Annotated in this window: 17 protein-coding genes and 3 tRNA genes; 12 read left to right on the top strand and 8 right to left on the bottom strand. The window is 45.2% G+C overall.

Annotated elements, in window-relative coordinates:
* Positions 1-34: 34 nt before the first annotated feature.
* The 7 genes from BUR09_RS08840 (at position 35) to BUR09_RS08810 (ending at position 10,980) form a co-directional block, all read left to right on the top strand.
* Positions 35-2,854 carry an ABC transporter substrate binding protein gene (locus tag BUR09_RS08840; protein ID WP_084539404.1) on the top strand — a complete coding sequence of 940 codons (2,820 nt, stop codon included), beginning with the start codon at positions 35-37 and terminating at the stop codon, positions 2,852-2,854.
* Positions 2,845-4,266 (top strand): sigma-54-dependent transcriptional regulator, encoded by a 1,422-nt coding sequence (locus BUR09_RS08835; protein ID WP_074216586.1) that lies wholly within the window; start codon positions 2,845-2,847, stop codon positions 4,264-4,266. The genes BUR09_RS08840 and BUR09_RS08835 overlap by 10 nt, the downstream gene beginning before the upstream one ends.
* A 413-nt stretch (positions 4,267-4,679) precedes the next feature.
* Positions 4,680-5,993, top strand: a complete 1,314-nt coding sequence (locus BUR09_RS08830) for a 2-hydroxycarboxylate transporter family protein (RefSeq protein WP_074216585.1) — start codon at positions 4,680-4,682, stop codon at positions 5,991-5,993.
* A gap of 82 nt (positions 5,994-6,075) precedes the next feature.
* A complete protein-coding gene (locus BUR09_RS08825; RefSeq protein ID WP_074216584.1) occupies positions 6,076-7,407 on the top strand; it encodes a malic enzyme-like NAD(P)-binding protein in 1,332 nt (443 codons plus the stop codon).
* A 704-nt stretch (positions 7,408-8,111) separates the two neighbouring features.
* A complete protein-coding gene (gene dgcN, locus BUR09_RS08820) occupies positions 8,112-9,113 on the top strand; it encodes an N-acetyltransferase DgcN (RefSeq protein WP_074216583.1) in 1,002 nt (333 codons plus the stop codon).
* Positions 9,104-10,081: an N-acetyl-D-Glu racemase DgcA gene (dgcA, locus tag BUR09_RS08815; protein WP_074216582.1), complete on the top strand. Its 978-nt coding sequence runs from the start codon at positions 9,104-9,106 to the stop codon at positions 10,079-10,081. The genes dgcN and dgcA overlap by 10 nt, the downstream gene beginning before the upstream one ends.
* 53 nt (positions 10,082-10,134) lie before the next feature.
* Positions 10,135-10,980, top strand: a complete 846-nt coding sequence (locus BUR09_RS08810) for a D-amino-acid transaminase (protein ID WP_074216581.1) — start codon at positions 10,135-10,137, stop codon at positions 10,978-10,980.
* A 621-nt stretch (positions 10,981-11,601) separates the two neighbouring features.
* Here BUR09_RS08810 and BUR09_RS08805 read toward each other — a convergent pair.
* From BUR09_RS08805 to BUR09_RS08800, 3 genes are all read right to left on the bottom strand, one after another.
* A tRNA-Glu gene (locus BUR09_RS08805) sits at positions 11,602-11,679 on the bottom strand.
* Positions 11,680-11,736: 57 nt separating this feature from the next.
* Positions 11,737-11,797: transfer RNA gene (locus BUR09_RS16845), tRNA-Glu, on the bottom strand.
* Positions 11,798-11,859: 62 nt separating this feature from the next.
* Positions 11,860-11,934, bottom strand: a tRNA-Gln gene (locus BUR09_RS08800).
* 154 nt (positions 11,935-12,088) lie between these two features.
* Here BUR09_RS08800 and larB point away from each other — a divergent pair.
* The 3 genes from larB to BUR09_RS08785 all read left to right on the top strand — a co-directional run bounded on the left by larB (position 12,089) and on the right by BUR09_RS08785 (position 15,164).
* Positions 12,089-12,829 carry a nickel pincer cofactor biosynthesis protein LarB gene (gene larB, locus BUR09_RS08795; protein ID WP_084539403.1) on the top strand — a complete coding sequence of 247 codons (741 nt, stop codon included), beginning with the start codon at positions 12,089-12,091 and terminating at the stop codon, positions 12,827-12,829.
* Between the two features lie 404 nt (positions 12,830-13,233).
* Positions 13,234-14,214 (top strand): arginine N-succinyltransferase, encoded by a 981-nt coding sequence (locus BUR09_RS08790; RefSeq protein WP_074216580.1) that lies wholly within the window; start codon positions 13,234-13,236, stop codon positions 14,212-14,214.
* Positions 14,215-14,552: 338 nt separating this feature from the next.
* Positions 14,553-15,164 (top strand): TetR/AcrR family transcriptional regulator, encoded by a 612-nt coding sequence (locus BUR09_RS08785; protein WP_074216579.1) that lies wholly within the window; start codon positions 14,553-14,555, stop codon positions 15,162-15,164.
* An 83-nt stretch (positions 15,165-15,247) separates the two neighbouring features.
* Here the strand turns inward: BUR09_RS08785 and BUR09_RS08780 are convergent, their stop codons facing one another.
* The 5 genes from BUR09_RS08780 to hpsH form a co-directional block, all read right to left on the bottom strand.
* Positions 15,248-16,201, bottom strand: a complete 954-nt coding sequence (locus BUR09_RS08780; RefSeq protein WP_074216578.1) for a DUF4037 domain-containing protein — start codon at positions 16,199-16,201, stop codon at positions 15,248-15,250.
* Positions 16,202-16,226: 25 nt separating this feature from the next.
* Positions 16,227-16,796 (bottom strand): DUF4125 family protein, encoded by a 570-nt coding sequence (locus BUR09_RS08775; RefSeq protein ID WP_074216577.1) that lies wholly within the window; start codon positions 16,794-16,796, stop codon positions 16,227-16,229.
* A gap of 370 nt (positions 16,797-17,166) precedes the next feature.
* Positions 17,167-17,904, bottom strand: a complete 738-nt coding sequence (locus BUR09_RS08770; protein ID WP_074216576.1) for a sulfite exporter TauE/SafE family protein — start codon at positions 17,902-17,904, stop codon at positions 17,167-17,169.
* A gap of 26 nt (positions 17,905-17,930) precedes the next feature.
* Complete coding sequence (locus tag BUR09_RS08765; protein ID WP_074216575.1) at positions 17,931-19,325, bottom strand: sigma-54 interaction domain-containing protein; 1,395 nt, start codon at positions 19,323-19,325, stop codon at positions 17,931-17,933.
* Between the two features lie 101 nt (positions 19,326-19,426).
* Complete coding sequence (gene hpsH, locus BUR09_RS08760) at positions 19,427-20,353, bottom strand: (2S)-3-sulfopropanediol dehydratase activating enzyme (protein WP_074216574.1); 927 nt, start codon at positions 20,351-20,353, stop codon at positions 19,427-19,429.
* A 1,886-nt stretch (positions 20,354-22,239) separates the two neighbouring features.
* On the opposite strand from hpsH, the gene hpsG reads away from it, so the two are divergent.
* Both hpsG and BUR09_RS08750 read left to right on the top strand, forming a co-directional pair.
* Entirely contained in the window at positions 22,240-24,720 is a 2,481-nt protein-coding gene (gene hpsG / locus BUR09_RS08755) for a (2S)-3-sulfopropanediol dehydratase (protein WP_074216573.1), read from the top strand.
* A gap of 175 nt (positions 24,721-24,895) precedes the next feature.
* Positions 24,896-26,953 carry a sigma-54-dependent Fis family transcriptional regulator gene (locus tag BUR09_RS08750; protein WP_074216572.1) on the top strand — a complete coding sequence of 686 codons (2,058 nt, stop codon included), beginning with the start codon at positions 24,896-24,898 and terminating at the stop codon, positions 26,951-26,953.
* Positions 26,954-26,994: the final 41 nt, after the last annotated feature.

Raw genomic sequence — 26,994 nt, 5'->3', positions numbered from 1 at the left:
ACGAAATTAAATTCTATTTCAAGAGAGGAGCAGAATGCGTAGCTTACTATCCTTTTTAATGATGCTTTTATTATGCATTAGTATCCTCTCTCCCCAGCCTTCCGTTGCCGCTAATAAGGCAGCCACAGTACTCGTTCTTAACTCATATCACATGGGATACCTGTGGGGAGAATCTGTACTGGAAGGTATTCGGGATAAGCTTAATCAAGCTAAAATTCCATTAAAAGTCCACTACGAGTTCATGGACACTAAGCAATATAGTCCTGCTGAAATTTTCCCCATTCTCGACAAGCTCTACTCTACAAAATACAAAAACACCCGTTTTGATGCCATCATCGCTTCCGATAACAATGCGCTAGACTTTCTTGTACGCTATAGAGATAAGCTCTTTCCAAATGTGCCTGTCGCCTTCTGCGGAGTGACCCGATTCTCTCCACAAATGCTTAAAGGTAAATCCGGATTTACAGGCGTCGCAGAAGAAGCTGACATTAAAGAAACAATAGAGCTCGCACTGACTCTATTTCCTCAAACACGGCACCTCGCACTCGTAAGTGGCGGCGTCACAACATCCAGCAAGAACAACTTGGAGCAAGCAAAAGAGCTTGCTCCTCTATTTGCAGACAGACTATCTTTTATCGAACTGACCAAGCTGAATCCACCAGAACTTCAGGAAAAACTCACGAACCTCCCTGAGCGAACTGCTATATTGTATCTTTCCTATTACCGTACTCCAGATGGATCGGTACTTAGTGTTCCGGAAAGTACATCACTTGTAGCAACTTCAAGTGGCCTTCCTGTATTCTCGCCATGGCAATACACCATGGGGCATGGGGTGTTAGGTGGGAAAATGGTCAGTGGAATACAACAAGGACAAGATGCTGCCCAGTTGGCTCTTGATATCCTCAAAGGAGTTCCAATTGCAGACCTTCCAGTCATACGCAGACAGCAAAATGAATACATCTTTGACTATCGTCAGTTAAAGAAATTTAAAATCCCACAGAACATTCTTCCTCACAGTGCAAAAATTCTTTTTGAGCCACAGACACTGTTTTACAAATACAAAACACTTATTCTCATCGCCATCGGCTGTTTCCTGTGGCTGTCCATTACCATTCTTGTCCTGCTGCGTATGCTGCGGGAAAAAAACGAGACAACCGAACTTCTTAAACGAGAAGAAGAACGCCTTGAATCACTTCTTAAATTGAATGAACAAGAGAAAAATTCTGCTGACGAGCTTGTTCTGTTTAGTCTTGAAAAAGTTCGTAACCTGCTCAATGCAACAACAGCAGTATATCTCACCATAACTCCAGAACAAAAAGTGGATCGATACTGTATAAGCAAAGATCAGAACACTTCATGGCACTCCCTGCCTGAGCCGTTGCGTATCAATGATCTGGTTTCTCCGTGGGAGAAACTTGTTCAGCGGGAACAGACAGCTCGTCTTCAAGCTGAAAACTCCCGCACACCTGTTGTGTGGCCGTTGGGAATGAATAAATTTAAAAACAGCATTGCGTTACCTATCTGGGAACGAGAACAATTACGGGCACTCATAATATTAGGTGATGATACAGTCACGTTCTCAAAATCAGATGAACGCCAGCTCACACTAATGATGCAAGGTGTTACAAACCTTATCCAAAAACGCCGTGCACGGGAAAGGGAAGCTCAGCTTGCCGCAGAGCTTCGTCATTCACAAAAAATGGAGGCTCTCGGAACCGTTGCTGGTGGCATAGCGCATGACTTCAACAATATTATTGGAGCAATCAGTTCATGCTGTGAGCTTGCTCTAGATGATGTGCCAAGAGACAACCCTGCACATGAGGACATTAAGCAGGCTCTCAAAGCCGCGTACAGAGGTAAGCAGATTATTGGGCAAATCCGGAGATTCAGCAGCCGCACTGAAGTTGCTACTGAAATCATTTCTCTGCCTGCTCTTACGGAAGAATGTATCCAGCTTCTGCAAACGTTATTGCCTTCGACGATTGAAATTAAATTTTCATCAAAAGCTGAACATGGTGGAATGCTTCTCGCTGATGCTGGTGAACTGCATCAGGTAATCATGAACCTGTGCCTGAATGCAGACCACGCTATGTTCGGTATGCAGGGAATCCTCACCATTAATATTGAAGAAGTTGATGTCACTGAGGAGAATGACAATGTCCCGCATGAGCTACCCAATGGACAATACCTATGCTTGTCCGTATCTGACACCGGCATCGGAATACCAGAGGAACTGCTCCCGCGCATTTTCGACCCGTTCTTTACGACCAAAAAGGACAAGGGCGGTACAGGACTTGGATTATCTACCGTTCATGGAATCATTAAAAAATACGGCGGCACTGTTACTGTAGAAAGTAAAAGCAATGTAGAAACCACATTCCGTGTATATTTACCGGAAGTCGCAGCTGATTCGTGTGCTTGGTCTCCAGAGGCTGAACAACCCTCGACTCAAGGAACTGAACATATCCTCGTTGTAGATGACGATGAAGAAATGCTTTACTCTGTACATAAGTTCCTTATGCGACAAGGTTATACAGTAACAGCACAGCAAAGCAGCGCAGAAGCATTAAAACGCATACAGTCGAATCCAACTGAATTTGACCTGCTTCTGGCAGATCAAATTATGCCGGAACTGACAGGACTTGAACTCGCAAGTGCTATTTCCACCGTTGCACCTGACTTACGGGTCATAATTTACAGCGGCTTTGAGGGAAGCAACGTTGAGTTATTCATGCAGGAATCCGATAAAATCGGCATCTCTGCATTTCTTGCAAAACCATTCAGAAATTCAGATCTCGGAAACCTTATCCGTAACGTATTAGACTCTCAACAGGACGGCGCGCCATGGCCTTAGTTCTTATTATCGATGACGATCCTTCTATCAGCTACACCCTTTCCAGAGCGGCGCAACGTCAAGGGCATACTGTTACTTTTGCCCGCACACTCCATGAAGGGAAACAAAAATCCGCTGAGCAGGAATTTGCAGTAGTCTTTCTTGATGTTCGTCTTCCAGACGGCAATGGCCTTACGTTACTCCCCAGATTGAAGGCACAGACGCCTTCACCGGAAGTCATCATCATTACCGGCGCCGGTGAACCGGAAGATGCAGCAAAAGCTATTGCTGATGGTGCATGGGAATACATCCAGAAAAGCGATTCTATCCACCAGATCACTGTCACCCTTGAACGGGCATTACGCTATCGGGAAAAACGCCTTTCTTCGCCTCAAGAAACCGCACTTCCCTTACAGCGGGAAAATATTGTCGGAGACAGCCCTGCGTTACGCCGCGCACTTGCCACTGTAGAACAATATGCCGCCAGTGATGTTAATGTCCTCATTACTGGAGAAACTGGGGTCGGCAAAGAAATGTTTGCCCGAGCCATCCACGAAAACAGCAACCGACGCCACCACCCCTTTATTGTTGTTGATTGCGCAGCTCTTCCAGACACTCTGGCAGAAGGTATTCTGTACGGCTATACAAAAGGGGCATTCACAGGGGCTGCACGGGAAAGCACCGGCCTAGTTATGCAAGCAGACGGCGGAACGCTCTTCCTTGATGAGGTTGGTGAGCTTTCGCTGGAAGTACAAAAAAAGTTTTTACGCATCCTTCAGGAACACACAGTCAGGCCGATAGGCAGCACCAAAGAGCTTCATAGCAACTTCAGAATGATTGCCGCTACAAACCGTAATCTGGAGACAATGGCAGAAGAGGGTACATTTAGAAGCGACCTCCTTTTCCGTATTAAAGCACTCCATCTTCCACTTCCTTCTCTTATGGAACGTAAGGAAGATATCCGCCTGCTGGTAAACAAGTTCATCGACACCCTTTGTCGGCAATATCGCATTCCACCTAAGAAAGTTGATCCGGAACTGCTTGAAGTTCTCGAATCATATAACTGGCCAGGAAATGTCCGCGAGTTACGCCACGCCATTGATCATGCGGTTTCTGCCGCGCGCAACGAGCCGCTCCTTTTTTCACAACACATTCCTCAAACGATACGTATTTCTGTAGCTAAACAGAGGGTTAGCCAAACTCCTGTACGCCTTGCCCCGCTACCGGAAAGAAAAGAAGACCTTCCTCCTCTGAGCGAATACCGTGCAGAAGGCTACCGAAGGCTGGAAGAACAATACCTGAAAGACCTCATGCTTCTCACAGAAGGCAACATCAAAGATGCCTGCGCCATCTCCGAATTATCCCGCTCAAGACTCTATGCTTTACTCAAAGAACACGGAGTCCTGCAAAGCAAGACACCAGAGAGCACATAATACTGCTCTCTGCACAACAAGCCACAAGTACTCGTTTTTTATATTTAAAAATAAAAACAAAAGTGTCCTGTTTTTCAGGACACTTTTTTCTTATGCACGGTTTGACCTTCAAAAACGAGCTTTTCAGACTACAAAAGCACACTTTGTCCTATTGGTTGTTCAGTCATTTCATCTCATTGTGGTGCTCTTTTCATCCTGAATAACAAGACTAATCAAGCGCTCCCCCTTACTCGCCACACACACTCAACTAGCTTAACATATTGATTCTAAAAACTAAAAATACAAAATAACGAGTGGCATGCATTCTGCTTTTTAGGAAGTGCAGCAAGATGAAAAAGGGCAGGACACACCGCAGGTGGTTACTGCTTCTGTGTTCTCCCTTTTTTATGCAACACTTTTTAAAGGAGTAAGCAATGAGCACTGCCACAACTCTAACAACCACTGCACCAAGCTCCATTCTTGATTACAAAATCATGGGGCTTCCTCTAGGGCTGTTTACCATCTTAACTGTAGTCGTCATGAGCGCTACCTACTTAGGAGCACTCCCGGGCGGCATGGTCGGAGCGTTTCCGATTATGATGATTTTAGGCGCCATCCTTAACGAGATTGGAGACAATACTCCGATTATTAAAGACTATCTCGGCGGTGGCCCTATCCTGATTATTTTTGGCTCTGCAGCACTTGTAGGCTACGGAATTCTTCCGGAAAAAACCGCAGCCATCATCACAAGCTTCATGAAGAAAGAAAGCTTCTTAAGCTTCTACATTGCCGCGTTAATCTGTGGCTCAATCCTTGGTATGGATAGAAAACTGCTCATCAAAGCAGCTGTCCGCTACCTGCCTGTTATTCTAGGTGGTGTTATTACCGCGCTTCTTCTTTGCGGTGTTGCAGGTATGCTTATGGGATTTGGTTTTGAAGAGGCTGTCTTATACATCGCACTTCCAATTATGGGTGGCGGCATGGGTGCCGGCGCTGTTCCACTTTCCCAAATTTTCGGTTCAACATTGAATATGGATGTTGGAACCATGCTCTCCAAAATGGTTCCTGCTCTTGCACTGGGTAACGCTATTGCTATCGTCTGTGCAGGCTTGTTGCATCGCCTTGGTGCTGTTATTCCAGGCATTTCTGGCCACGGCAAGCTGCTTAAGAAACAAGAGGCCGAGTCAGAAGACTCAGCAGAAGGCGTTGATGCCATCGACTACAAGGCAATGGGAATCGGGCTTCTTTTAGCAACCACATTCTTCGTATGGGGCAAGCTGCTTGGCAAATACATCCCAATCCACTCTTACGCACTTATGATCCTCTCTGTAGGTCTGGTAAAAACACTGGGCATCCTGCCTCGCAAATTTGAAGTCTGCGCATTCCAGTGGTTCCGCTTTGTAATGGTAAGCCTCACCCCTGCACTGCTTCTGGGAATCGGCGTTGCATACACCAACATCCAGCAAGTAATCGACGCCCTCACCATTCAGTATGTAATCCTCGTTGCCATGACTGTAATCGGCTCAATTATCGGCTCCGGCTTCATAGGCATGCTACTTGGCTTCTACCCTGTTGAGGCAGCAATCACAGGGGGTCTCTGCATGGCGAACATGGGTGGTACCGGTGACGTAGCAGTACTTTCCGCATCAAAACGTATGCAGCTTATGCCGTTCGCACAGATCTCTTCCCGTATTGGCGGAGCGTTCATGCTGATTCTGGCAACAGCACTGCTAAAAATGTTTATGTAAAATATTCCATTCCGGTTCACAGGGAAGCCTGTGAACCGGAGTAGACTCTCTTTTGATAGAACACACTGTAAGGAGACCATTCATGGCTTTGTTTACTAAAGAAGAAGCACTTGCATATCACGAAGCACCTCGGAGAGGTAAAACCGAAGTTATTCCGGCAAAACCGTGTAACTCTCAAAAAGATCTTTCCATGGCCTACTCCCCTGGTGTTGCAGAAGCCTGTCTGGCAATTAAAGACAATCCAGAAACAGCAGCCCTCTACACAGGACGCTCCAACCTTGTTGCGGTTGTTTCTGACGGCTCTGCTGTTCTTGGTCTCGGAAACATCGGGCCACTGGCAGGCAAACCGGTAATGGAAGGTAAAGGTGTTCTCTTTAAGACATTCGCTGACATTGATGTTTTTGACATCAACCTTTCTGTTAAGAGTGCAGAGCAGCTTATTGAAATCACAAAAGCAATGGAGCCAACCTTCGGCGGTATCAACCTTGAAGACATCAAGGCTCCAGAGTGTTTCCACATTGAAGAAACTTTAAAAAAAGAAATGAATATCCCTGTATTCCATGATGACCAGCATGGTACAGCGGTTATTTCCGGTGCAGGTATCATTAACGCTTGTGAAATCACAGGCCGCAACATCGAAGACCTTAAGGTGGTGGTTGTAGGAGCAGGTGCTGCCGGTATCGCATGTTCCAAATTTTACGTTGAACTTGGAGTAAAACGCGAAAATATTTTTATGTTCGACTCCCGCGGTCTTATCCATCAAGGCCGAGAAGGATTAAACAAATACAAAGCGGAATTCGCTCAAGACAAAGACTATGGCGATCTTGCAGAATGTCTTAAAGGGGCAGATTGTTTCCTAGGCCTGTCAGTAAAAGACCTGCTCACCAAAGAAATGATAAAGTCCATGGCTCCAAGCCCTATTATCTTTGCAATGGCTAACCCTGACCCGGAAATTCCATACGATGATGCTAAAGAGGCAGTTCCAACCTGCATCATGGGAACAGGACGCTCCGACTTCCCGAATCAGGTAAACAACGTATCCGGCTTCCCGTACATCTTCCGCGGAGCACTTGACGTTGGCGCAACAGAGATCAACGAAGCAATGAAAGTTGCAGCAGCAAAAGCACTGGCAGCCCTTGCTAAAGAACCTGTTCCAGCTGAAGTGTGTAAAATGTACAATGTTGAAAGCTTAGAATACGGTCTCAATTACGTCATCCCTAAACCTCTTGATCCCCGTATCCTTGAATGGGAAGTCCCTGCTGTAGCACAGGCAGCAATGGACACAGGCGTTGCAACCGCCCCTATCGAGGATATGGAAGCATATCGCAAGTCCCTGCGTGAAAGAATAACCGCTTCACGCAACCGTGTGGCCACGTTTATCTCCAGCTACGAAGACAACTCCATCAAAGAATAGTAGCATTGGCCGCTTAAGTCCCCGAAAGCGATTGGGATGACCGGACAAAGTTATTTCAATCAAAAAGGCTCTTGCACATCAGTGTAGGAGCCTTTGTTTCTAACTTATGGATCAAAAAAATTTCTCACACTTTCGTGTAAGAGCTTAATGTTTTTGGCACTTCAAAAAGAGTTGCTAACTAACCAATTAGTGCACTTTGATGTGCCGCGCCCCCCACCCTACATCACTCGCCTTCAAAAAATTTCCTTCTCGCTTCTACAAAAAAATGCTTTTTTGCTTACTTTCATCATAAAAAAGTCTTTGCATATCGAAAAATCAGCTTCATTTTGATGCGTCCCGCACTGCCCTTCAACATCCACCCAATCCAACTATCTTTAATCTAATAACTTTTCTAACCAAACAATGTTGAAGATTTTCCCGCTCAAAAGCGTGACGTCTGTCTTTTATGCACACTAAAGACAGATAGTATTCACTCTTTTTTTCTTCAAAAACACACCTCTTGCTTTTTTCAACAATCGCCCCCTCTCTTTTTGATTATTTGAATATTGCTAATTTTCGCAAAAATACGCAAAAATACAAATTCAGGGCACTTTTTTACAATTTTGTTTAGACAGACTTCCAGCAACTGAAAATTGTTATCCAAGCACCGCCCTGCAGTCCCCTGTATTAATTTGGCAAACTCAGCTAGCGACGGAGTATATATTATGTTTGAAGCACCTTATTTACTGTTCCTTGGCGATGCACCTGATGCTCTTGCGGCGAAGATGGCACAAGGCATTTATGACTGGCGCCCAGAAGCTGCTATCGGTCAGTTACGCATGGAAAACTGTAATGTCGACCTTGGTATTACAGATTTGTCAATTCAGGACGCTGTAGCAGCTGGAGCCAAAACGTTGGTTATCGGCATTGTCAACAGAGGTGGTGTAATTTCAGATAGTTGGAAATCCATCCTCATTGAAGCTCTTGAAGCTGGTATGGACATCGCTTCCGGTCTGCACAACCTGCTCCGTGATGAGCCTGATCTGGTTGAAGCTGCTGAGAAAAATGGTTGCACTCTACACGACGTGCGTTTGCCATCTGTCAAATACCCAATTGCAAACGGGAAGAAACGCTCCGGAAAACGCTGCCTCGCGGTAGGAACCGACTGCTCCGTAGGCAAAATGTATACGGCACTTGCAATGCACCGCGAGATGAAAGAACGCGGTATGAAAGCTACCTTCCGCCCAACGGGACAAACAGGCATCTTGATTGAAGGCAACGGCGTTCCACTTGATGCAGTTATCGCCGACTTCATGGCTGGTGCTGTTGAATGGCTCACACCGGATAATGACGCAGACCACTGGGATCTCATTGAAGGTCAGGGAAGCCTGTTCCACGCATCCTACTCCGGTGTAACCATGGCTCTTATTCATGGCGGTCAGCCTGATGCGCTGATCCTCTGCCACGAGCCAACTAGAGAACATATGCGCGGCCTGCCTGAATACCAGCAGCCTTCCCTTGAAGCCTTGAAGGACGTTGCCCTGCGTATGGCTCAAATTGTTAACCCTGACTGCAAAGTTGTCGGCGTTTCCGTTAACACCCAGCACATGGAAGAAACCGACGCACTCAATTACCTCAAGGCACTTGAAAAACAATTCGGTATCCCTTCAGTCGATCCATTCAGACAAGGAGCAGGTCGTCTTGTAGAGGCTCTCGAATGCGCATAACCGTTAGCAAGGACATCTTTCCCCTCGCAAAAGTATTCACCATCTCACGTGGATCAAGAACCGAAGCTGTTGTTGTCCGTGTAGATATTGAACGCGATGGAGTTGTCGGGCGTGGAGAATGTGTACCGTACGCACGGTACAATGAAACCGTTGAAAGTGTTATCGCGCAAATTGAAGCACTCCCTTTGCCAATAACTCGCAAGACACTCCAGTCCGCCTTGCCTGCAGGTGCAGCACGCAATGCTGTTGACTGTGCCCTGTGGGATCTGGATGCCAAGCTTTCCGGAAATCCTGTATGGCAGCTAGCTGGGTTGGACGAACCAAAGCCGGAAGTTACCGCGTACACTCTTTCGCTGGACACCCCAGAAAACATGCTCTCTGAGGCCACAAAAAATTCTTCCCGCCCTCTTTTAAAAATTAAACTTGGCGGCAAAGGCGATATCGCTCGCATTGAAGCTGTGCGCAAAGGAGCACCTGACGCACGTATTATCGTAGATGCCAACGAGGGCTGGACACCGGAACTGTATCAGGAAATTGCTCCTGTATTGCTCAATCTCGGGGTTGAGATGGTCGAACAACCTTTGCCAGCCGGTGCCGATGACGCCCTGCTCCATTTAGAGCGTATCCTACCTGTCTGTGCCGATGAATCCTGCCACGATCGCAGCTCTTTACCTGATTTGCAGGGTAAATACGATATGATCAACATAAAACTCGATAAGACTGGTGGACTCACCGAAGCTCTGGCGTTAAGAGAGCTGGCGAAAGAAAATGGTTACGAGATCATGGTCGGCTGCATGGTCGGCTCTTCTCTTGCCATGGCCCCTGCAGTGTTTGTTGCTCAAGATGCTGCTGTGACCGATTTAGATGGCCCGCTTCTGCTGGCCGAGGACAGACCTTGCGGACTGACCTATGACAACAAGCACGTGCACCCTCCACAACCTGAGTTATGGGGCGCTCCTACTAACTAATAATTAATCCACACTGCTCAAAAAGACCTATTGTAGAGAGTTAAAGGATAATCATGAGTCGTACAGTTTATGTAAACGGGAACTACCTGCCCGAAGAAAATGCCACTGTATCCATTTTTGACCGCGGTTTCTTATTTGCCGACGGCGTATACGAAGTAACCGCTGTTCTGGACGGAAAGCTAGTGGATTACGCAGGCCACACAACCCGCCTTGAACGTTCCCTTGGCGAACTCAAGATGGAAATGCCTATCAGCCAAGAAGAACTACTTGAAGTTCACCGCGAACTCATTAAGCGAAACAATCTTAATGAAGGCGCTATTTACTTACAGATTACCCGTGGCGCTGCGGATCGAGACTTCGTATTCCCGAAAGATGCCGAGCAGACCATCGTCCTGTTTACACAAGCCAAACCTCTTTCTGCCCCAAAAACTGGTATCCGCATAATCTCCGCACCAGACATCAGATGGGGTCGTCGTGACATCAAGACCGTTCAGCTTCTTGCTCCTTCCATGACAAAAATGATTGCAAAAGCTGAAGGCAAAGATGACGCATGGATGGTTCAAGACGGTTTTGTTACAGAAGGAACTTCCAGCAACGCATACATTGTAACCAAAGACGGTAAGATCGTTACCCGCAATCTTTCCAACTCCATTTTGCACGGCATCACTCGCGCAGCTGTATTGAAGCTTGCAACAGAACTGGACATGGAAATCGAAGAACGTCCCTTCACCATTGAAGAAGCACAGCAAGCCGCTGAAGCCTTTGCTACTGCTGCCACAGCCTTCGTAAACCCTATTATCGAAATCGATAACGTTGAACTTTCCGGTGGCACCCCAGGTCCTGTTGTAACTCGTCTCAGCAAAATCTACCTCGAGGAAAGCCGCAAAGCTGCAATGTAGTGGCAAGCCGTTCTGTTTTCAGCAGGCAACGCGAACTTTCTCCATCGCCACTACACGGTGGATCAATCTGAAGCAAAAAAGCTCTTACACTTTCATGTAAGAGCTTTTTTTACTTTAAAACCTCATTCGCTGGTGTAGCAACCGACCGTAAGCAACTTGTAATTTGTTTTCAATCCAGTCAGCAATCAAATGCGATCTACCATTAATCAACTATCTGATTCAAAAGCCATTCTTTAAATACTGTGATACATAAGGAATGCTTACTACCTTACTTGTAGCCAGATAGTAACGTTTCTTAGAACAGCAGGTGATGTCTCTCGGCATAATAAGGTCACCCGAATCCAATTTTCGCTGAACTAACTGCAGTTCGCTAACTTCAAGCATTCAACAATTCACATCCGTTCTTTTCAACTCAAAAAATTCACAAAACAAAACGTTACTACTTTAACCAAGCATGACATGCGAACTTTTATTATCCATCCAGTTAAAAATATGAATTAGACTAATAAGGGGGAAAAACGGCCCCGAATAATCATGAATAAGGTTGCCCTTGAACTTACTCCAACCAGCTAGAAAAACAAAAAAAGCTCTTACACTTTCGCGTAAGAGCTTGATTTACTTTGGCGTCCCCAGGGGGATTTGAACCCCCGTCGCCTGCGTGAAAGGCAGGTGTCCTGGGCCAGGCTAGACGATGGGGACGCTTCTTATATGCAGATTAAAACTTCTGACCTTGTTTTAATCTAACTAACTTATCGTTGCGGGGATTTGAACCCCCGTCGCCTGCGTGAAAGGCAGGTGTCCTGGGCCAGGCTAGACGATGGGGACGCGTCTTATATACAGATTAAAACTTCTGACCTTGTTTTAATCTAGATCACTTGATGGCTGGGCTACAAGGACTCGAACCTTGATTAACGGAGCCAGAACCCGTCGTCCTGCCAATTGAACGATAGCCCAACAAGTGAGAGGTGTATTTATGGAATTTATTACACCTTGTCAATATGGAAAATTCATTTTTTCATTTTTTACTATTGTCCCTGCATTGCACTTCGACTGAATCCACCGTAGGAAACGAATCTATTGCCTATTCTTTTATTAATAAGGATTGATCATGCCTACACAGAACCCAATACCTTCTGATCTATTCGAACAAGAACAGTCAGCAAATTCTAATCTCCCCAAAAAACATTCATGTTTTGTAAGCAACCACACGCAGCTGGATATTAACAGGCCACAACGGACAGGTTGCCCTGAAGTCATTTTTTGCGAAGGCAAAACTCCTGAGCAGGTTGCAATCATCTTTCAAGCAATGATTGATTCACATGGTGAATGTCTTGGCACGCGCGCAACCGAAGAACATTACAAAGCAGTCCAAACAGTTCTTCCAGCCATCCGTTTTGATGCTAACGCCCGCACATTGACTCTTGATGCCCCTAATAAAAAACTAACTGGCTGTGTTCTAGTAATCAACGCCGGAACATCCGATCACGGAATCGCTGAAGAGGCAGCCCAGACAGCTGAGTTTCTCGGCAGTAATGTTATTAGACACTTTGACTGTGGAATTGCCGGAGTACATCGGGCACTGAATGCAGCAAAAGATTTTGAGAAGGCCTCAGCAATCATTGCAGTTGCCGGAATGGATGGAGCTTTGCCAACGCTTGTTGCCGGGCTCAGCCCCGTACCTGTTATCGCTGTTCCAACAAGTATAGGCTACGGCACAGGACTTGGTGGGGTTGCTGCCCTCATGACCATGCTGAACGGCTGCGCTCCCGGAGTTTCAGTTGTGAATATCGATAATGGGTTTGGAGCAGGCTATCAGGCTCATATGATCAACGTAATGGCTCACAGGTGAAAACACCCATAACAAGCTGACAATATTAATCATCAAAAACTATTTCCTTTCTAAAACAAAATGCCCCTCACCACCTTGCTCCGTATCAATTACTGTCATACCAACAAGTTCTTTTCAACAGCTAAAAAAGTAAGACCAAATCCCGTAGAAAACATCGTCCAGCCCTTGCTAAGGGCAGGACATTTTCTGTACATAAATACAAATTAAAAGTTACTCATATAGCTAACTATGCACGAATGTAGTCAATCACACTGCATCTTGAACTATGTGATTAAATTTACAATTACTAAATAGATATCTTCCTCTTCAACGTGGCTCTATGTTTCTAGTCTCTTCAAGAATAAAGAAACGAATGGTCAAAAAAACGAAATAGCTAATCGACACACTAAGCAAAGAGAAATATTATGCGATTTATTGTGCGCGGAGCACGGCATGAAGATCACGATGAACTGTGTCGGCTCGCTTATCAGGCTCCTCTTTTAAGCCTCCAGCCTTCGCCAGATCTTTTGTCTAAACGAATTGAGACCAGCTTGCAGTCATTTGCGGGCATTCTCCCACCTGGAAAATGTGAATATCAATTCGTTTGTGAAGATCTGGCCACAAAACGAATTGCTGGAGCTTCCAGCTTATTTGGTTCGTACATATCCGAAGCCCAGCCACAACATTACATAGATGTGATCAACGAAGAAGATCATCAGAAATATATCCGTGGCATTGAAACTCAACGTACAAGCGGCCTTGGCGGGTTGATTGTGGACGACATGTTCCGCAAAACACATTACAAACTTGCAGCCCAGTTAAGCCACATACGAGTCCTTTACGCAGGAATTAAGCCAGAACGCTTTACAGACTCTTTTGTAGTTGAGGTACTAGGCAAGATTACCGCCAAAGGTGAATCCCGTTTCTGGGATTGTTTTGGAAAAAAATTTACAGGAATGAGCTTTATTGAAGCGTACAAACGTATGGCTAATAAGGATCGTTCATTTATGAACATGTTCCCTAACGAATATGAATTACCAGACGGTTGTTCCAAACAACGAATCAGTGAAAATTCCGTAGGTATGTCGTCACGCGGTTCACAGCATCTTGCAAAACGTCTTGGATTCACATTCCAAAACAGAGTCGACCCAGTTGATGGAACACTCTGCTACAAAGCAACTCGTAACGAACTGTCTCCATTAAGAAACGGGAAGTGGTACACCCTCAAAAAAGGAAGCATTAAAGGCGACATTCACCTGATGGGATCTCTTAAAGAAAATGGTGAATTTTCAGGTGCAATAGCCCATTGCGGATTCCAAAACGGGATAGCAGTTATTCGCGAAAACATCTGTGCAGCACTCGGACTTATTGAGGGAGACCGTGTTTTTGTATCCCCTCATTGTTAGCTGCTGCTAAAAAAACTGCAACGGCTTGACTCGGATATACCTTCATAGCGCAATAACATAGTGCGGCATGGTCGAACCACTCCCTCCTGCAATGCGTTACTATCATTATAATATGGCACGTACTTCTTTCAGATCAGCCGTATCCAACGGAAAGTAAGTTTACGTAACTCTCTACTTACTATATGTAGTACTTAGATACGGTATGGAATTGTGCTTCACAACATGTCATAAGATATTCTTTATTTTATGACATACGCAGCTTCAGTAAGACGAGGGGAAGTCGAAGCCGCGTTGCACGCTTCAAAGATAAGCACCGTATTCCTGCAAAGGGAGCTCTAATGAAGAAAGATTGGACACCGGAACAAACAGAAAAACGCCGTCTCATACTTGATGCAGCACGCGAACTGTTCTCTAAAGAAGGTGTAGGCAATGTCTCCATGCGACGCATTGCTGCCAAGGTAAATTACAGCCCCGCGCTTATTTACCGGTACGTAAAAAACAAAGAAGAACTGCTAGATCAGCTCCGCACTGAAGGCTACCAGATTCTCCTCAACCGATTAGCAAGACTTGAAATAGATCCTGACCCAATCAAGCACCTTGCGAATCTTGCCGTTGAATACGGCGGATTCGGCGTTGATTACTGGGAATACTATGATCTTATGTTCCATATGCCTATTCAGATTTCTGAAGACGGCACAGTACCAGTAAAGGGCTACGAGGCTGTACTTGGTATGGTTCGAAACGCCGTGGAACGCGCTATTGACGCCGGTCATTTTGAAGGATGCTCTGTAGACGACGCCCTGATCATGTCTTGGTCACAAATTCACGGTTTAATCAGTCTCTATATTTCTGGTCGTACACCGTTCCACATCGGTGAAGAGCGCGCAAAAGCATTGCTAGAGGAAATTCCACGTCATTTCTTACGCATGGTTGCAACTGGAAAGAAATAATCTTTTCGCACTGCGAATTATTTTTGAAAAAGGCTATCCTAAATGTTAGGACAGCCTTTTTTCATAACTTTTATAAGATATCATTAGCTACACTGGATTCCATGCAGAGTCGGCAGGTTCCTGATTTGAGGATTTTCAATCTGACTTTGAACCATCTCCGCCTGAGCCATAAGCCAAGCTTCATTACTTCGACTCAGTCCTTTCTTCTGCAACAACCTCATCATCTCAACACAAACAGTTTCAACCGCTGCTTCCGCATTGCTCAAAATGTCAGGTCCCTGAGTAAGATTCAACGACAAAACGTCATTCAGTTTTGCCGCAATAAACGCACCGTCAGGCAGCTCTTTCATACCGCGGAACGCCCATTTATAAAACGGCATGTACTTACCGTGCATCAAATACATGGCTCCAACTGTGGACTCAACAAAACGTGAAACGGCAAGCAGCGCCGCTGCAGTATCATTTCGCTTGAGCATACGCAGCAGGTTATACTGACCGCTTTGTGCCATAACAGCAAAACGAGCCGCCAACTTTTTCTTCATTACATCATCAGGATAAAAATTAAGTAATGACTTCCGGAAAGAAGAGAACTGCCCTACAGGGTCAGTAAAAACTTCTCCGTTAGTTGCAACAGCTAAAAAATGTTCAGGAACAGTATACCACTGCTGCCATGTAGAAAGTGGTTGTCCACTGTTAATAAAGCGTCGATAGAAACCTTCAATAGTGAACAAGCCAACCCGTCCATTCCGAAGATCTGGCGCCATTCTCACAGGATATCCCTTAAAGGTAGATGGAAGACGCGCAAATACTGGCTCAAGCAACGGCTCAACTTGCCCAGCAAGTGATTCTGGAACCCAAATACAAACACCCGCGCCCCAATCGTGATCCTGTGAAAAATCGTCATCAAATCCGAAACATTCAGATCCCTCACCCACAAGGCCGATAGCAAGCTGACTCACATATCCTGGCAGCTCGCTTCGCAGCATCGGCGCGGCTACTTCATCATAGAATTCTCTGGATAAAGGTAATCCCTGCATGATTCTCCCCTCCCTTCTTCAACTTTTAGCTCTGATGGAGTTTCTCTCGTCTGCGTGCTTCTAATTCTTCCAGTGTGCCTAGCCCCATCCGAGCATAAAAATTGACGTAACGCTTACGTGCCAAGTTTTCACCGGAGCGAAGAGCCTTATCTACACACGCTTGATACAAATCAAGACTACGTTCCGAGAGAGTTTCCATTTCCGCTGGGAAGTACATATCAAAACGGGCAAGAGATTGAGGAAACAATAGTGGAAATTCCTGAAACAACTCCTGCATCCAGACTCGTTCTGTAGCAGTAATTTTTCGTACTTTCTCCATGTTCGGGGACACACACGGAATCAGGTTGTCCATTCGGGCATACTTTTCGGTCATCAAATTGCGGCCAACGCGCTCCGCCTCAATCAAATCGTCTTTGTAAGATGCAATATACTCATCTGACAGTACGGAAAAGACCATCCAGCGCCAGTGGCGAAACATGTCCGGATTTTCCTGACAGGATGCGGGACCACCCAAATTTTTCGTGTTCAAAAACATAACCAGTTCGCGCTCAATCACATCTTGAATCAATTCTTCACGAGTTTGATTAGTTTCCATACCTCATATACCTTCCTGAAATTTAATATGTTCAAGCAATAAGCAGAACAACTAAAAACAACCTATTAAAAAAATAGCCAAAAAAACTTATTAAGAATCTTTACCAATAGATCTACTCTTTCATTTCACCCTTGTGAAGAGGAGAAGGTATAATTCCCATATTTTCCCTGCTGCTTTTTCAGTTTTAAAAAAAGTATGAGCCGGCTCTATTGCTTCGCACACTTTGAAACAACTGAACCGGCTCAACCAAACGGGAATTATGTGTAGCATGTGAAACATGCCCCATAAAATATTATAAATTGGTCACACAACGTGTAAAACAAAAAACTATAGTATAAAAAACAACAGTGTATCCTTGCAGCGAACCTATTTATAATAAAATTTGCAAAGCAGCTCCGGCTATTTTCAAGCCGAGAATTGCCAATAAAACAAAGAAAAATTTTCGATACGATGATTCAGAAATAAAAGCTGAAAGATAAATTCCAAGCTTACTGCCGACAACTACGGCAGGAACTGAAGCTGCGTATATAGTCAATGCGTAGGTATCAATATTACCAATTGCAACCTGTGTAGAAACAATAAGCACACCGGTAAGAATAAACCCTGCGCTGATGATAGCTTTAACAGCGTTTTTTGGACAACCACAGTATGCGGTATATACTGCAAGAGGTGGACCATTAAAGCTGAAGGCCATTCCCAGAGAACTGGACATCACGCCTGCGACATAGCCCCATGCCGGATTGACAACTCGCACTTCCTTCTTTTCAAAAAAAAGATTCCAGATTGCATAGGCTGCAACAAAAGCACCCATACCGAATCTAAGCTGTTGTTCTGGAACGAATTGTAATGCATACGCACTAAGCACAACCCCGGGGACAGCGCCCATCAACAGCGTTTTGGTATAGCGCCATTCAATATGCTTTCGATAAACCCATCCAGCATGACAATTCAACGTCAGGACTATCATCGTAGCACTCGGCACGAGAACCGAAACATCCATCATGTAGCTGATGATAGGCATGGCAACCATAGCGGCACCAAATCCGGCAAGCCCGTTCACAAAGCCGCCGACAAACCACCCCATCGCGATAAAGAGTATATGTTCCATTTTGTGATTGTTCGATAAGCCAGTGCTTACTGCTTCATCTTGCGGAAAATTGTAGTACGGTTCACCTTAAGAACTTCAGAGGCTTTGTTCACTGAGCCATAAGTATCGAGTGCCTGCTGAATAACGCGACGCTCGAGCTCTGCCATAATTTCTTTCAAAGACTTACCTTCATCTTTCGCGTCAAGCTCTACGTTAGGCAAGCAATCCATTGGATGACGGGAGTTAATAGAAGGCGGCAGATCGTTTGCTGTAATATCAGAATGATCCAGTGTTACAACAAGGCTCTGAATAAGGTTTTCAAGCTCACGGATGTTACCCGGCCAGCGGTATTTAAGCAGCAACTGCATAGCATCACGGGCACATGTGATGTCTTTCTTGTATTTTTCACCGTAGATAGAGAGGAAATGCTCTACAAGACCCGGAATCATTTCTGTACGCTCACGCAGTGGCGGAATCTCAACAACGGCTACACGTAAACGGTAGAACAAATCGCTTCGGAAATTACCCTTACGGACTTCTTCTTCCAGATTACGGTTAGTTGCAGCAATAATACGTACATCAACTTTTTTAGCTACAGAGGCACCAACGCGAACAACTTCCTGATCTTGAAGAACACGCAGAAGCTTAGCCTGCATGGAAAGAGGAAGTTCACCGATTTCATCAAGAAATACGGTACCGCGATTAGCCATTTCAAAGTGACCAGGCTTGCCCTTTGAGGTTGCACCGGTAAAAGCACCTGGAGCGTAACCGAAAAGTTCTGATTCAATAAGGTTTTCAGAAATACTACCACAGTCAACCTTAAGGAACATTTCGTCCCTGCGCGGGCTACTGTCGTGTGCAAGACGCGCAAACCAGTCTTTACCAACACCGGTCTCACCAAGCAGAAGCATGGTAGCGTCAGTTTCTGCAATACGCTTAATAAGTGATACTAGCTGCTGCACCTGAGAATCATAGAACATGTTATCAGGATTATTGTCTGTAGAATCCTGAGATGCTAGATGTGCAAGCTGTTTTGAGAAAAGGGAAATTTGTTCTTTCTGCTGTGCGATCTGCTTACGCATTTGCCCGATCAGGGTAATGTCACGCGCAAGCGTAACAACGAGCACGAGCTCATTGTTATCGTCAAAAACAGGAAAACCGCGTAAAACAAGGCGCTTGCCTGTTTTCAGCTGCTGAACAACGGTTGCAGGCTTACCGGTCTTCACAATCTCAGGGTTAAGAACAGCATCAAAGATACCACTGTCTTTTAGATACCGGACATCCTTACCACGCAATTCGCCTTCCGTAAGTCCGGTAAGACGTTCATACATGGAGTTAACAAATAGCGTTTTGCCTTCTTTGTCCGTAATATAGATGCCGTCATCCAGCACTTCAAAAATATGCCGAACTGAGGCTCCAATTTTATCTAAATAGGTATCCATATAACCCTTCTCCCTGAATACTATACTATGCAGACCGCATGTGCGGCCTGCATAGACAGGTACTGTAAGACAGGATTCCCTCGAAGTCGAAGGGACTTTCTTTAGCTAGCGTAGTTAGGAACTTGCTTAGCAATCTCTACGAGTGGAAGAAATACTTCGTTATCAAGAGATACTTCGCCCATTGGGTACTCACGACCAAGGTTGGTGTACTTCTGAGTACCAAGGCGGTGATATGCGAGCAATTCGTACTCAACGTCAAGGTCTTTAATGAAATCAACAATTGCCTGAATGTCTTCAGGTGTGTCGTTAAAGCCCGGAATTACCGGAGTACGTACGCGAATTTTGAGTTTTGGATGAGCTTCGCGCAGTGCTTTAATATTCTTCAAGATGAGTTCGTTGCCTACACCACAAAATTCTTTATGCTTATCAGAGTCCATGCTCTTGATGTCCATCATCGCGAAGTTCAGGTATTTGCCTGCTTCAACGAGAGTTTCAGTCTGAACATGACTACATGTTTCTACTGCAGTTTTAATGTAACGGCGTTTTGCTTCTTTAAGCAAGGCAAGAGCAAATTTTGGCTGAGCAAATGGTTCGCCGCCACCAAGAGTAAGGCCGCCACCAGATCGTGCGTAGAACATAGCATCTTTTTCAACGGAATCGATGGCATCTTTAACAGTCATCTCATCACCGTAGTTAATGAGTGCGCCAGCAGGACAAGCCTCTGAACATGCCATACAGTTTGTACAGGTATCCCAGTTCACAGCGATTTTATCATCTTCACCCTGAGTAAGGGAACCAGCAGTACAAACCTCTGCACAACGCAGACATTTTGAAAGAGTCAGACACTGGCCAGAGTTGTAGGCCAGTTGCGGCTTAAATGATTGTGATTCCGGGTTACTACACCACTTACAAGAAAGAGGACAGCCCTTCAGAAAAACAACTGTGCGGATTCCCGGTCCGTCATGCACGGAGTATTTCTGAATGTTAAAGACCTGACCAGTTGTGTTTAAAATTTCTTTTTGAGTCATTGCAGTAATCCTGTAATTTAAGCAGTTTTGCCTGATTCTGAAAAACAGACGCCTGCATAGGCAAACGGACGTCTGTTCATTTTTTTGCAACGAAGAGAGGAGACACATTCGGAGACGTTACGAAGCAAGCGCTAGACTTACTTTAAGACCGAAGTAACAATATTCAACCCCCACAACATGCAGATAGAGAAAAAGATAAAATCAACAAAATCTCTATGGGTGGGGCCCCTCTTACAATTGTAACTAAGCTGTGATTGTCGCGCTCATCGCATACAATAGGCTTAAAGTTGATATTCTCAGGTTCCAACAACTGGTATTTTTGAGCTCTCCGTTATCTAGAGCTGCATGACAGTTAAACATCACTTAACGTTTGTCAGACCTGAGAACTATCAAGAAAACAATAAGATCAGAATCTCGCACCATTCATAACAGCTATGCTACTAAGAAAAGCCAAACACCAATCTTATCTATTAGCATACTGGGATGAGCTTCCCGAAAAGTAATGCTCACAAAAAGCAACACCTACGAAAGACATCATACCCCTCCCAGCAAAGCAGCGCATATATCCTCAAATTAATTGAAAAAGAGCACCTTGAACGTATTCAACTACTCCTAAACATCAAAGCAATACCGATGCCAACAAACACAATTTACATTATTATATGTGATTTTTCGTTCAAGCACTTTCAAGCACTCTCTCTTTCACAAATTGAAAACATGTCATAACTACTTAATCATTTCATGCTTAATTTTTTTAAATACAAGCTGTTAAAGAACAGAAAAAGAATCACAATTGACAATGTAAGCCGAGCTTACATGCATCATAAATTTTTCTTACACTCTATAGCCATCATGCGTTCCACAACGGCAACACAAACTATTTCCACCTCAAACATATGCCTGTTTTATGTTTCAAAAAAGCAACATCTTTAAACTTTTTACTTTAATTTCCACAGGCTAAGAAAATACAACCTCATGGTTGCATTCCAGCAACTATAGTTGCATTTCTGCATCACAACACATCGCCCTCCCTACATTCTCAAACGATACCCCACACCATCACAAGCAAAACGCCAACTTGTAATGTTATTTCACAAGCATGTTCCCAACTCACCAACACACTCAAGCCCCTAAGCATACAACCATCGAAAAAACTTAATATTGACTGATTAAACAGACAAAACAAACGTCACAAACTAGCATCATTATATAAGGACGAAACATAACACAGATAACTTTCTACAATTACAAGCTATTAAGCATCGCGCAGCAAAACAATGTTGCAACGATGCAAATCATGACACCTTGTCGCAAAAACGCAACACTCCGTAACATACTGATTTTAAGCGAATAAAAAAAACAAACCTTCTACATGTTGCAATGAAGCAACTAAAACACAGCCACACCCCCACCTTCTTCACTTCTTACCCTAGCGGGCATTCCTCATTACGAGCTATTTTTCACAAAGCAAAAAAACATCTGATGTTTTTTCACTACAACCAGAACGGGGAGAATCCCACAACTCGCAGAAGCCAAAACCCGCTTTATTCAATAGGATTGAGGCAGTGTTTCAATTTTTTTGAACGAACTTTACACTTCATCAAGCAGGTTACAGCACCCTCCAAACAAACTTTTTTGCCAAAAAAACGATTAAAAATACACTTTCGGCACATGTTGGCATCACCTTTGCTCTAAGAGAATCACAAGGCACGAAGCTCACGGCAGCTTACTTTAACGATCACTGAAAAGCTGCTGAAGAACGTGTCCTTACTAAAAAGCGAATCAAAATTTACTGCTGCTGAGCACACAGCGGCCGCAGCATTTTTAACCACAGGTACTGCACTTTTACGTGCCACCTATTTTGAACCTAATCACAGGAGTCAGTTATGTCTTGTTGTGTATCACCTCACGAACAACGTCTGCTCGATAAAATCGAAGGTAAAGAAGATATCTACCGCGCATCCCACCCGCGTGTATTCAAAATTCTCGAAACTTTCGACAACGTTCGTCCAATGATCGACATCGAACGTGCTAAATACTTCACCGAGTCCATGAAAGAGACCGAAGGTGAAATGCTCTGCCTGCGTTGGGCAAAAGCAATGAAGCACGTTGCTGAAAACATCACTGTTTACATCGACGACGACAACCTCATTTGTGGTCGTGGTGGCGTAAAAGGCCGTTACGGTCTGCTCTACCCTGAACTTGATGGTGACTTCCTCGACATCGCTGTTGAAGATCTCCCTAACCGTACTGAATCTCCTTTCTCTATTACTGCTGAAGACGCAAAAGTAGTTGTTGAAGAGATCGCTCCTTACTGGAAAGGTAAAACTTACCACGAAGCTCTCAGCAAATCTTTCCCTGAAGAAGTACACAGACTTACTTACGACGATCCAGAAGGTCTCGCTTCCCGCTTCATCGTAAACGAAACTTCTTCTTTCCGTTCTTCCATTCAGTGGGTTCACGACTACGAAAAAATCCTCAAGCGTGGTTTCGGTGGCATTAAAGCAGAAGCTCTCGAAAAAATCGAAGCTCTCGATCCATTGTCCCCATTCGACAACGTTGAGAAAAAACCTTTCCTCGAGTCCATCGTAATCGTATGTGACGCTGTTATCACTTGGGCACGTCGTCACTCCGAGCTCGCAGCTGAACTCGCTAAGAAAGAAGCTGATCCAGTTCGTAAAGCTGAACTCGAAAAAATGGCTGAAATTTGTGCTCACGTTCCTGAGCACCCAGCTCGTACTTTCCACGAAGCTGTTCAGTCCCAGTGGTTCACCCAGATGTTCTCTCGTATCGAGCAGAAAACTGGTACCATCGTATCTAACGGCCGTATGGACCAGTACTTCTACCCTTACTACCAGGCTGACGTAGAAGCTGGCATCCTCGACGACGAGCAGGCTCTTGAGCTTCTCGAGTGTCTCTGGGTTGGTATGGCACAGTTCATCGACCTCTACGTTTCCCCTACCGGCGGCGCATTCAACGAAGGCTACGCTCACTGGGAAGCAGTAACCATTGGTGGTCAGACTCCTGAAGGTCGCGACGCAACCAACGAACTGACTTACCTCTTCCTTAAATCAAAACGTGAATTCCCGCTTCACTACCCTGACCTTGCAGCGCGTATTCACTCCCGCTCTCCAGAGCGCTACCTCGCTGACGTTGCTGAAACCATTAAGGACGGCTCCGGCTTCCCTAAACTCATCAACGACGAAGAAGTAGTACCTCTTTACGTTTCCAAAGGTGCAACCTTTGCTGAAGCTTACGACTACGCTGTTTCCGGTTGTACCGAAGCACGTATGCCTAACCGCGACACCTACACCTCCGGTGGTGCATACGTTAACTTCGTAGCAGCTCTCGAAATGGTTCTGCACAACGGTAAAATGGTTAAACACGGCGACGAAGTTCTCGGTCTCGAAACCGGTGATCCTCTCTCCTTCGAAACTTGGGAAGAGTTCTTTGCTGCATACGAAAAACAGCATCATCACTTCCTCAAAACTGCATTCTACCAGCAGTACGTAATCAACAACCTTCGTGCTAAGCACTTTGCACAGCCAATGGGCTCTGCAATGCACGACCTCTGCATGAAGCACTGCCTCGACCTGCACACCCCGCAGATCCCAGAAGGCATTAACATGGGTTACTTCGAACACATGGGTCTTGGTACTCTCGTAGACTCCCTCTGCGCTATCAAGAAACTCGTATTCGAAGACAAAAAACTCACCATGAAAGAAGTTATCGAAGCTTGTGACTGCAACTTCGAAGGCAAAGAAGACGTACGTCAGCTCCTCATGTCCGCTCCTTGCTACGGCAACGACGACGAGTACGCTGATGAAGTAGCTAACAAAATTGACTCCTTCAACGTTCTCTACGGCCAGAAATACGCTAAAGAACTTGGCATGCACAACGACGTTCGTTACGTACCATTCACCTCCCACGTACCATTCGGTAAAGTGGTAAGTGCTACCCCTAACGGTCGTTTCGCATGGACTCCACTTTCTGACGGTTCTTCTGCATCTCACGGTGCTGACAAAAACGGTCCTACTGCGGTTCTTCTTTCTAACTACACTTCTAAAAACTACGGCCACCGCGACCGCGCTGCTCGTATGCTGAACATTAAGTTCACTCCGAAGTGTGTTGAAGGCGAAGAAGGTACTGAAAAGCTCGTATCCTTCATCCGTACTTTCTGTGACCTCAAACTCTGGCACGTTCAGTTCAACGTTATCAACCGTGACACCCTGATCGCTGCTCAGAAAGATCCAGAAAAATACCGTAGCCTTATCGTTCGTATCGCAGGTTACTCTGCATACTTCGTAGATCTCTCTCCAGATCTCCAGAACGACCTCATCGCACGTACTGCACACGAAACTGTTTAGTATCGCGCACTAGATGAAATAATGAGCCCCGACACTTACGTGTCGGGGCTTTTTTATTGTCTTGATATTACAAGAATTATTCCCTCTTGCTTTTACGTTCTTTCTACGCAATATAATAAATACACCGTAACGAAACGTTACACATGCTGATCAGTCTCTAAGGGGGAGGGACATAATGACACACACACAACTAAGTGCATCAAAAGAGAATGCTTTTTTTGTCAGTACAGAACTTAATGCACGGCGCTATGCACAGATTATTCAAGATTCACACGCCCGCTCCAAAGCAATGGGGATTGATCCAAACCAGACAGCTTCCCCCGAGAAATACAAACTTAGCCCAGAGCAGCTGCGCCAGCGAATAAAAGATAGTCAGCCTTTCTACGACCTTGTTACAACTCAAATGTCTACGCTATACCAAATCCTGAAAGGTTCTGGATTCTGTATGGCTGTAGCCGACGCTGATGGATATGTGCTGCACGCCCTTGGAGACGCACAGATTCTCGAGCATTACAAAAAAGGGAACTGCATGCCCGGCTATCTTTGGACTGAAGAAGCTGTAGGTACCTGTGGTATCGGTTTAGCACTTATTGAAAACCTTCCTATCCAAATTTCCGGTAAAGAGATGTTCTGTAAACGAGCACATCATATTACCAACTCTGCTACACCGGTGCATGACAACAACGGAAAACTTCTTGGAGTTATTGCCCTTAGTGGTCAAGCCAGTACCGTGCACATCCATACACTCGGAATGGTTATCCTCACAGCAAAAGCTATCCGGTCTCAAATTGGAGAAATAGAAAAAGCGCGTGAAATTGCCATCCGTAACACCTACATGACGGCACTAATGGAGTCTGACCAACGGGGTATCATTGCCCTCAACGGTAACGGCGAGATTATGCAGATTAACCAAAAAGCTAACGCGCTTCTTGGCATTGATCAAAGAACAATTTCCAACGCCTCTCTTACCAATCCAGATGAAGCAGAACCTTCACTTAACATTTCTACTCTCACCCGTACCCGCATGGACTGGAAGCATGTTCTCCACTCCAAGCAAGGCTTCTCTGAAAGAGAAGTTACATTCATCCGCGGAGACTCAAGGTTCCCACTTGTCTGTACGCTCGACCCGATTACAATGCCTGATGGAGAAAGTGCTGGCGGTATACTGCTGGTTATGGAACATGATAGGATGCTGCAACTGGCAAACGAAATGGCAGGCTCGCAGGCACGCTTCACCTTTGATTCAATTCTCGGCTCTAGCACAGCACTTGAAGAAGCCAAGAAAGTTGCCAACGCAGCTGCACGAGGTAATGCCGCTGTTCTTCTGCACGGAGAAACCGGAACCGGTAAGGAATTATTCGCACAGGCAATCCATAATGCCAGCCCGAGACACAACAAACCATTTGTTGTCATAAACTGTGGAGCTATTCCAAACGAACTTCTCGAAAGTGAATTGTTCGGCTACGTGGAAGGTGCCTTTACCGGTGCACTAAAAGGCGGGCGTCCAGGCAAATTTGAACTTGCGGACGGTGGCACACTATTCCTCGATGAAATCGGGGACATGCCACTTGATATGCAAGTAAAAATTCTCCGTGCGCTGCAGTCTGGAGAAGTCAACCGAGTGGGTGACATGCAACCTATCAAAGTCGATTTGCGCATTATTGCCGCGACTAACGTCGATCTAGATACTGCCATCAAACGTGGAACCTTTCGTGAAGACCTTTTTTACCGTATAAGCACCCTGAACATCACCATCCCACCGCTCCGAGACCGTGGTAATGATGTCCTGACGCTTGCTGAAACTTTCCTGCACCGCATTCGCCCGCGTCTTGGAAAACCGGAACTGGAATACAGTCAGCCGGCGTTACAAGCTCTTTCTCAAGCCTCATGGCCAGGCAATATACGACAACTCGAAAACGCTGTAGAACGTGCCGTAAATATCTGTGAAAAAATTGTTATCATGCCTGATGATCTCGGACTGGATTGCGTCGATTCAAAGGCTTCACTAAATATTGTCTCTGACAACGTGTACGCGCAGAACATGAAGCTTCCAAATGAAGTAGCGGAGCTGAGATCAAACAGCGAAACAATGTTGGGAGAAATGGAACACGCCCTTATTATGCGCTTAATGGAAGAACATATGGGTAATATCAGCAAAATAGCCCGCTCAATGGGAGTAAGCAGACCTACGCTTTACAGAAAACTAAAAAAGTACCGTATCACTCATGACTAGTGTAACGATACGTTACATGTAATATAACATTACACTTTGAG

The organism is Halodesulfovibrio marinisediminis DSM 17456 (genome assembly GCF_900129975.1).
Classification (GTDB): Bacteria; Desulfobacterota; Desulfovibrionia; order Desulfovibrionales; family Desulfovibrionaceae; genus Halodesulfovibrio; species Halodesulfovibrio marinisediminis.
This window is presented reverse-complemented; position numbering and strand designations above follow the sequence as displayed.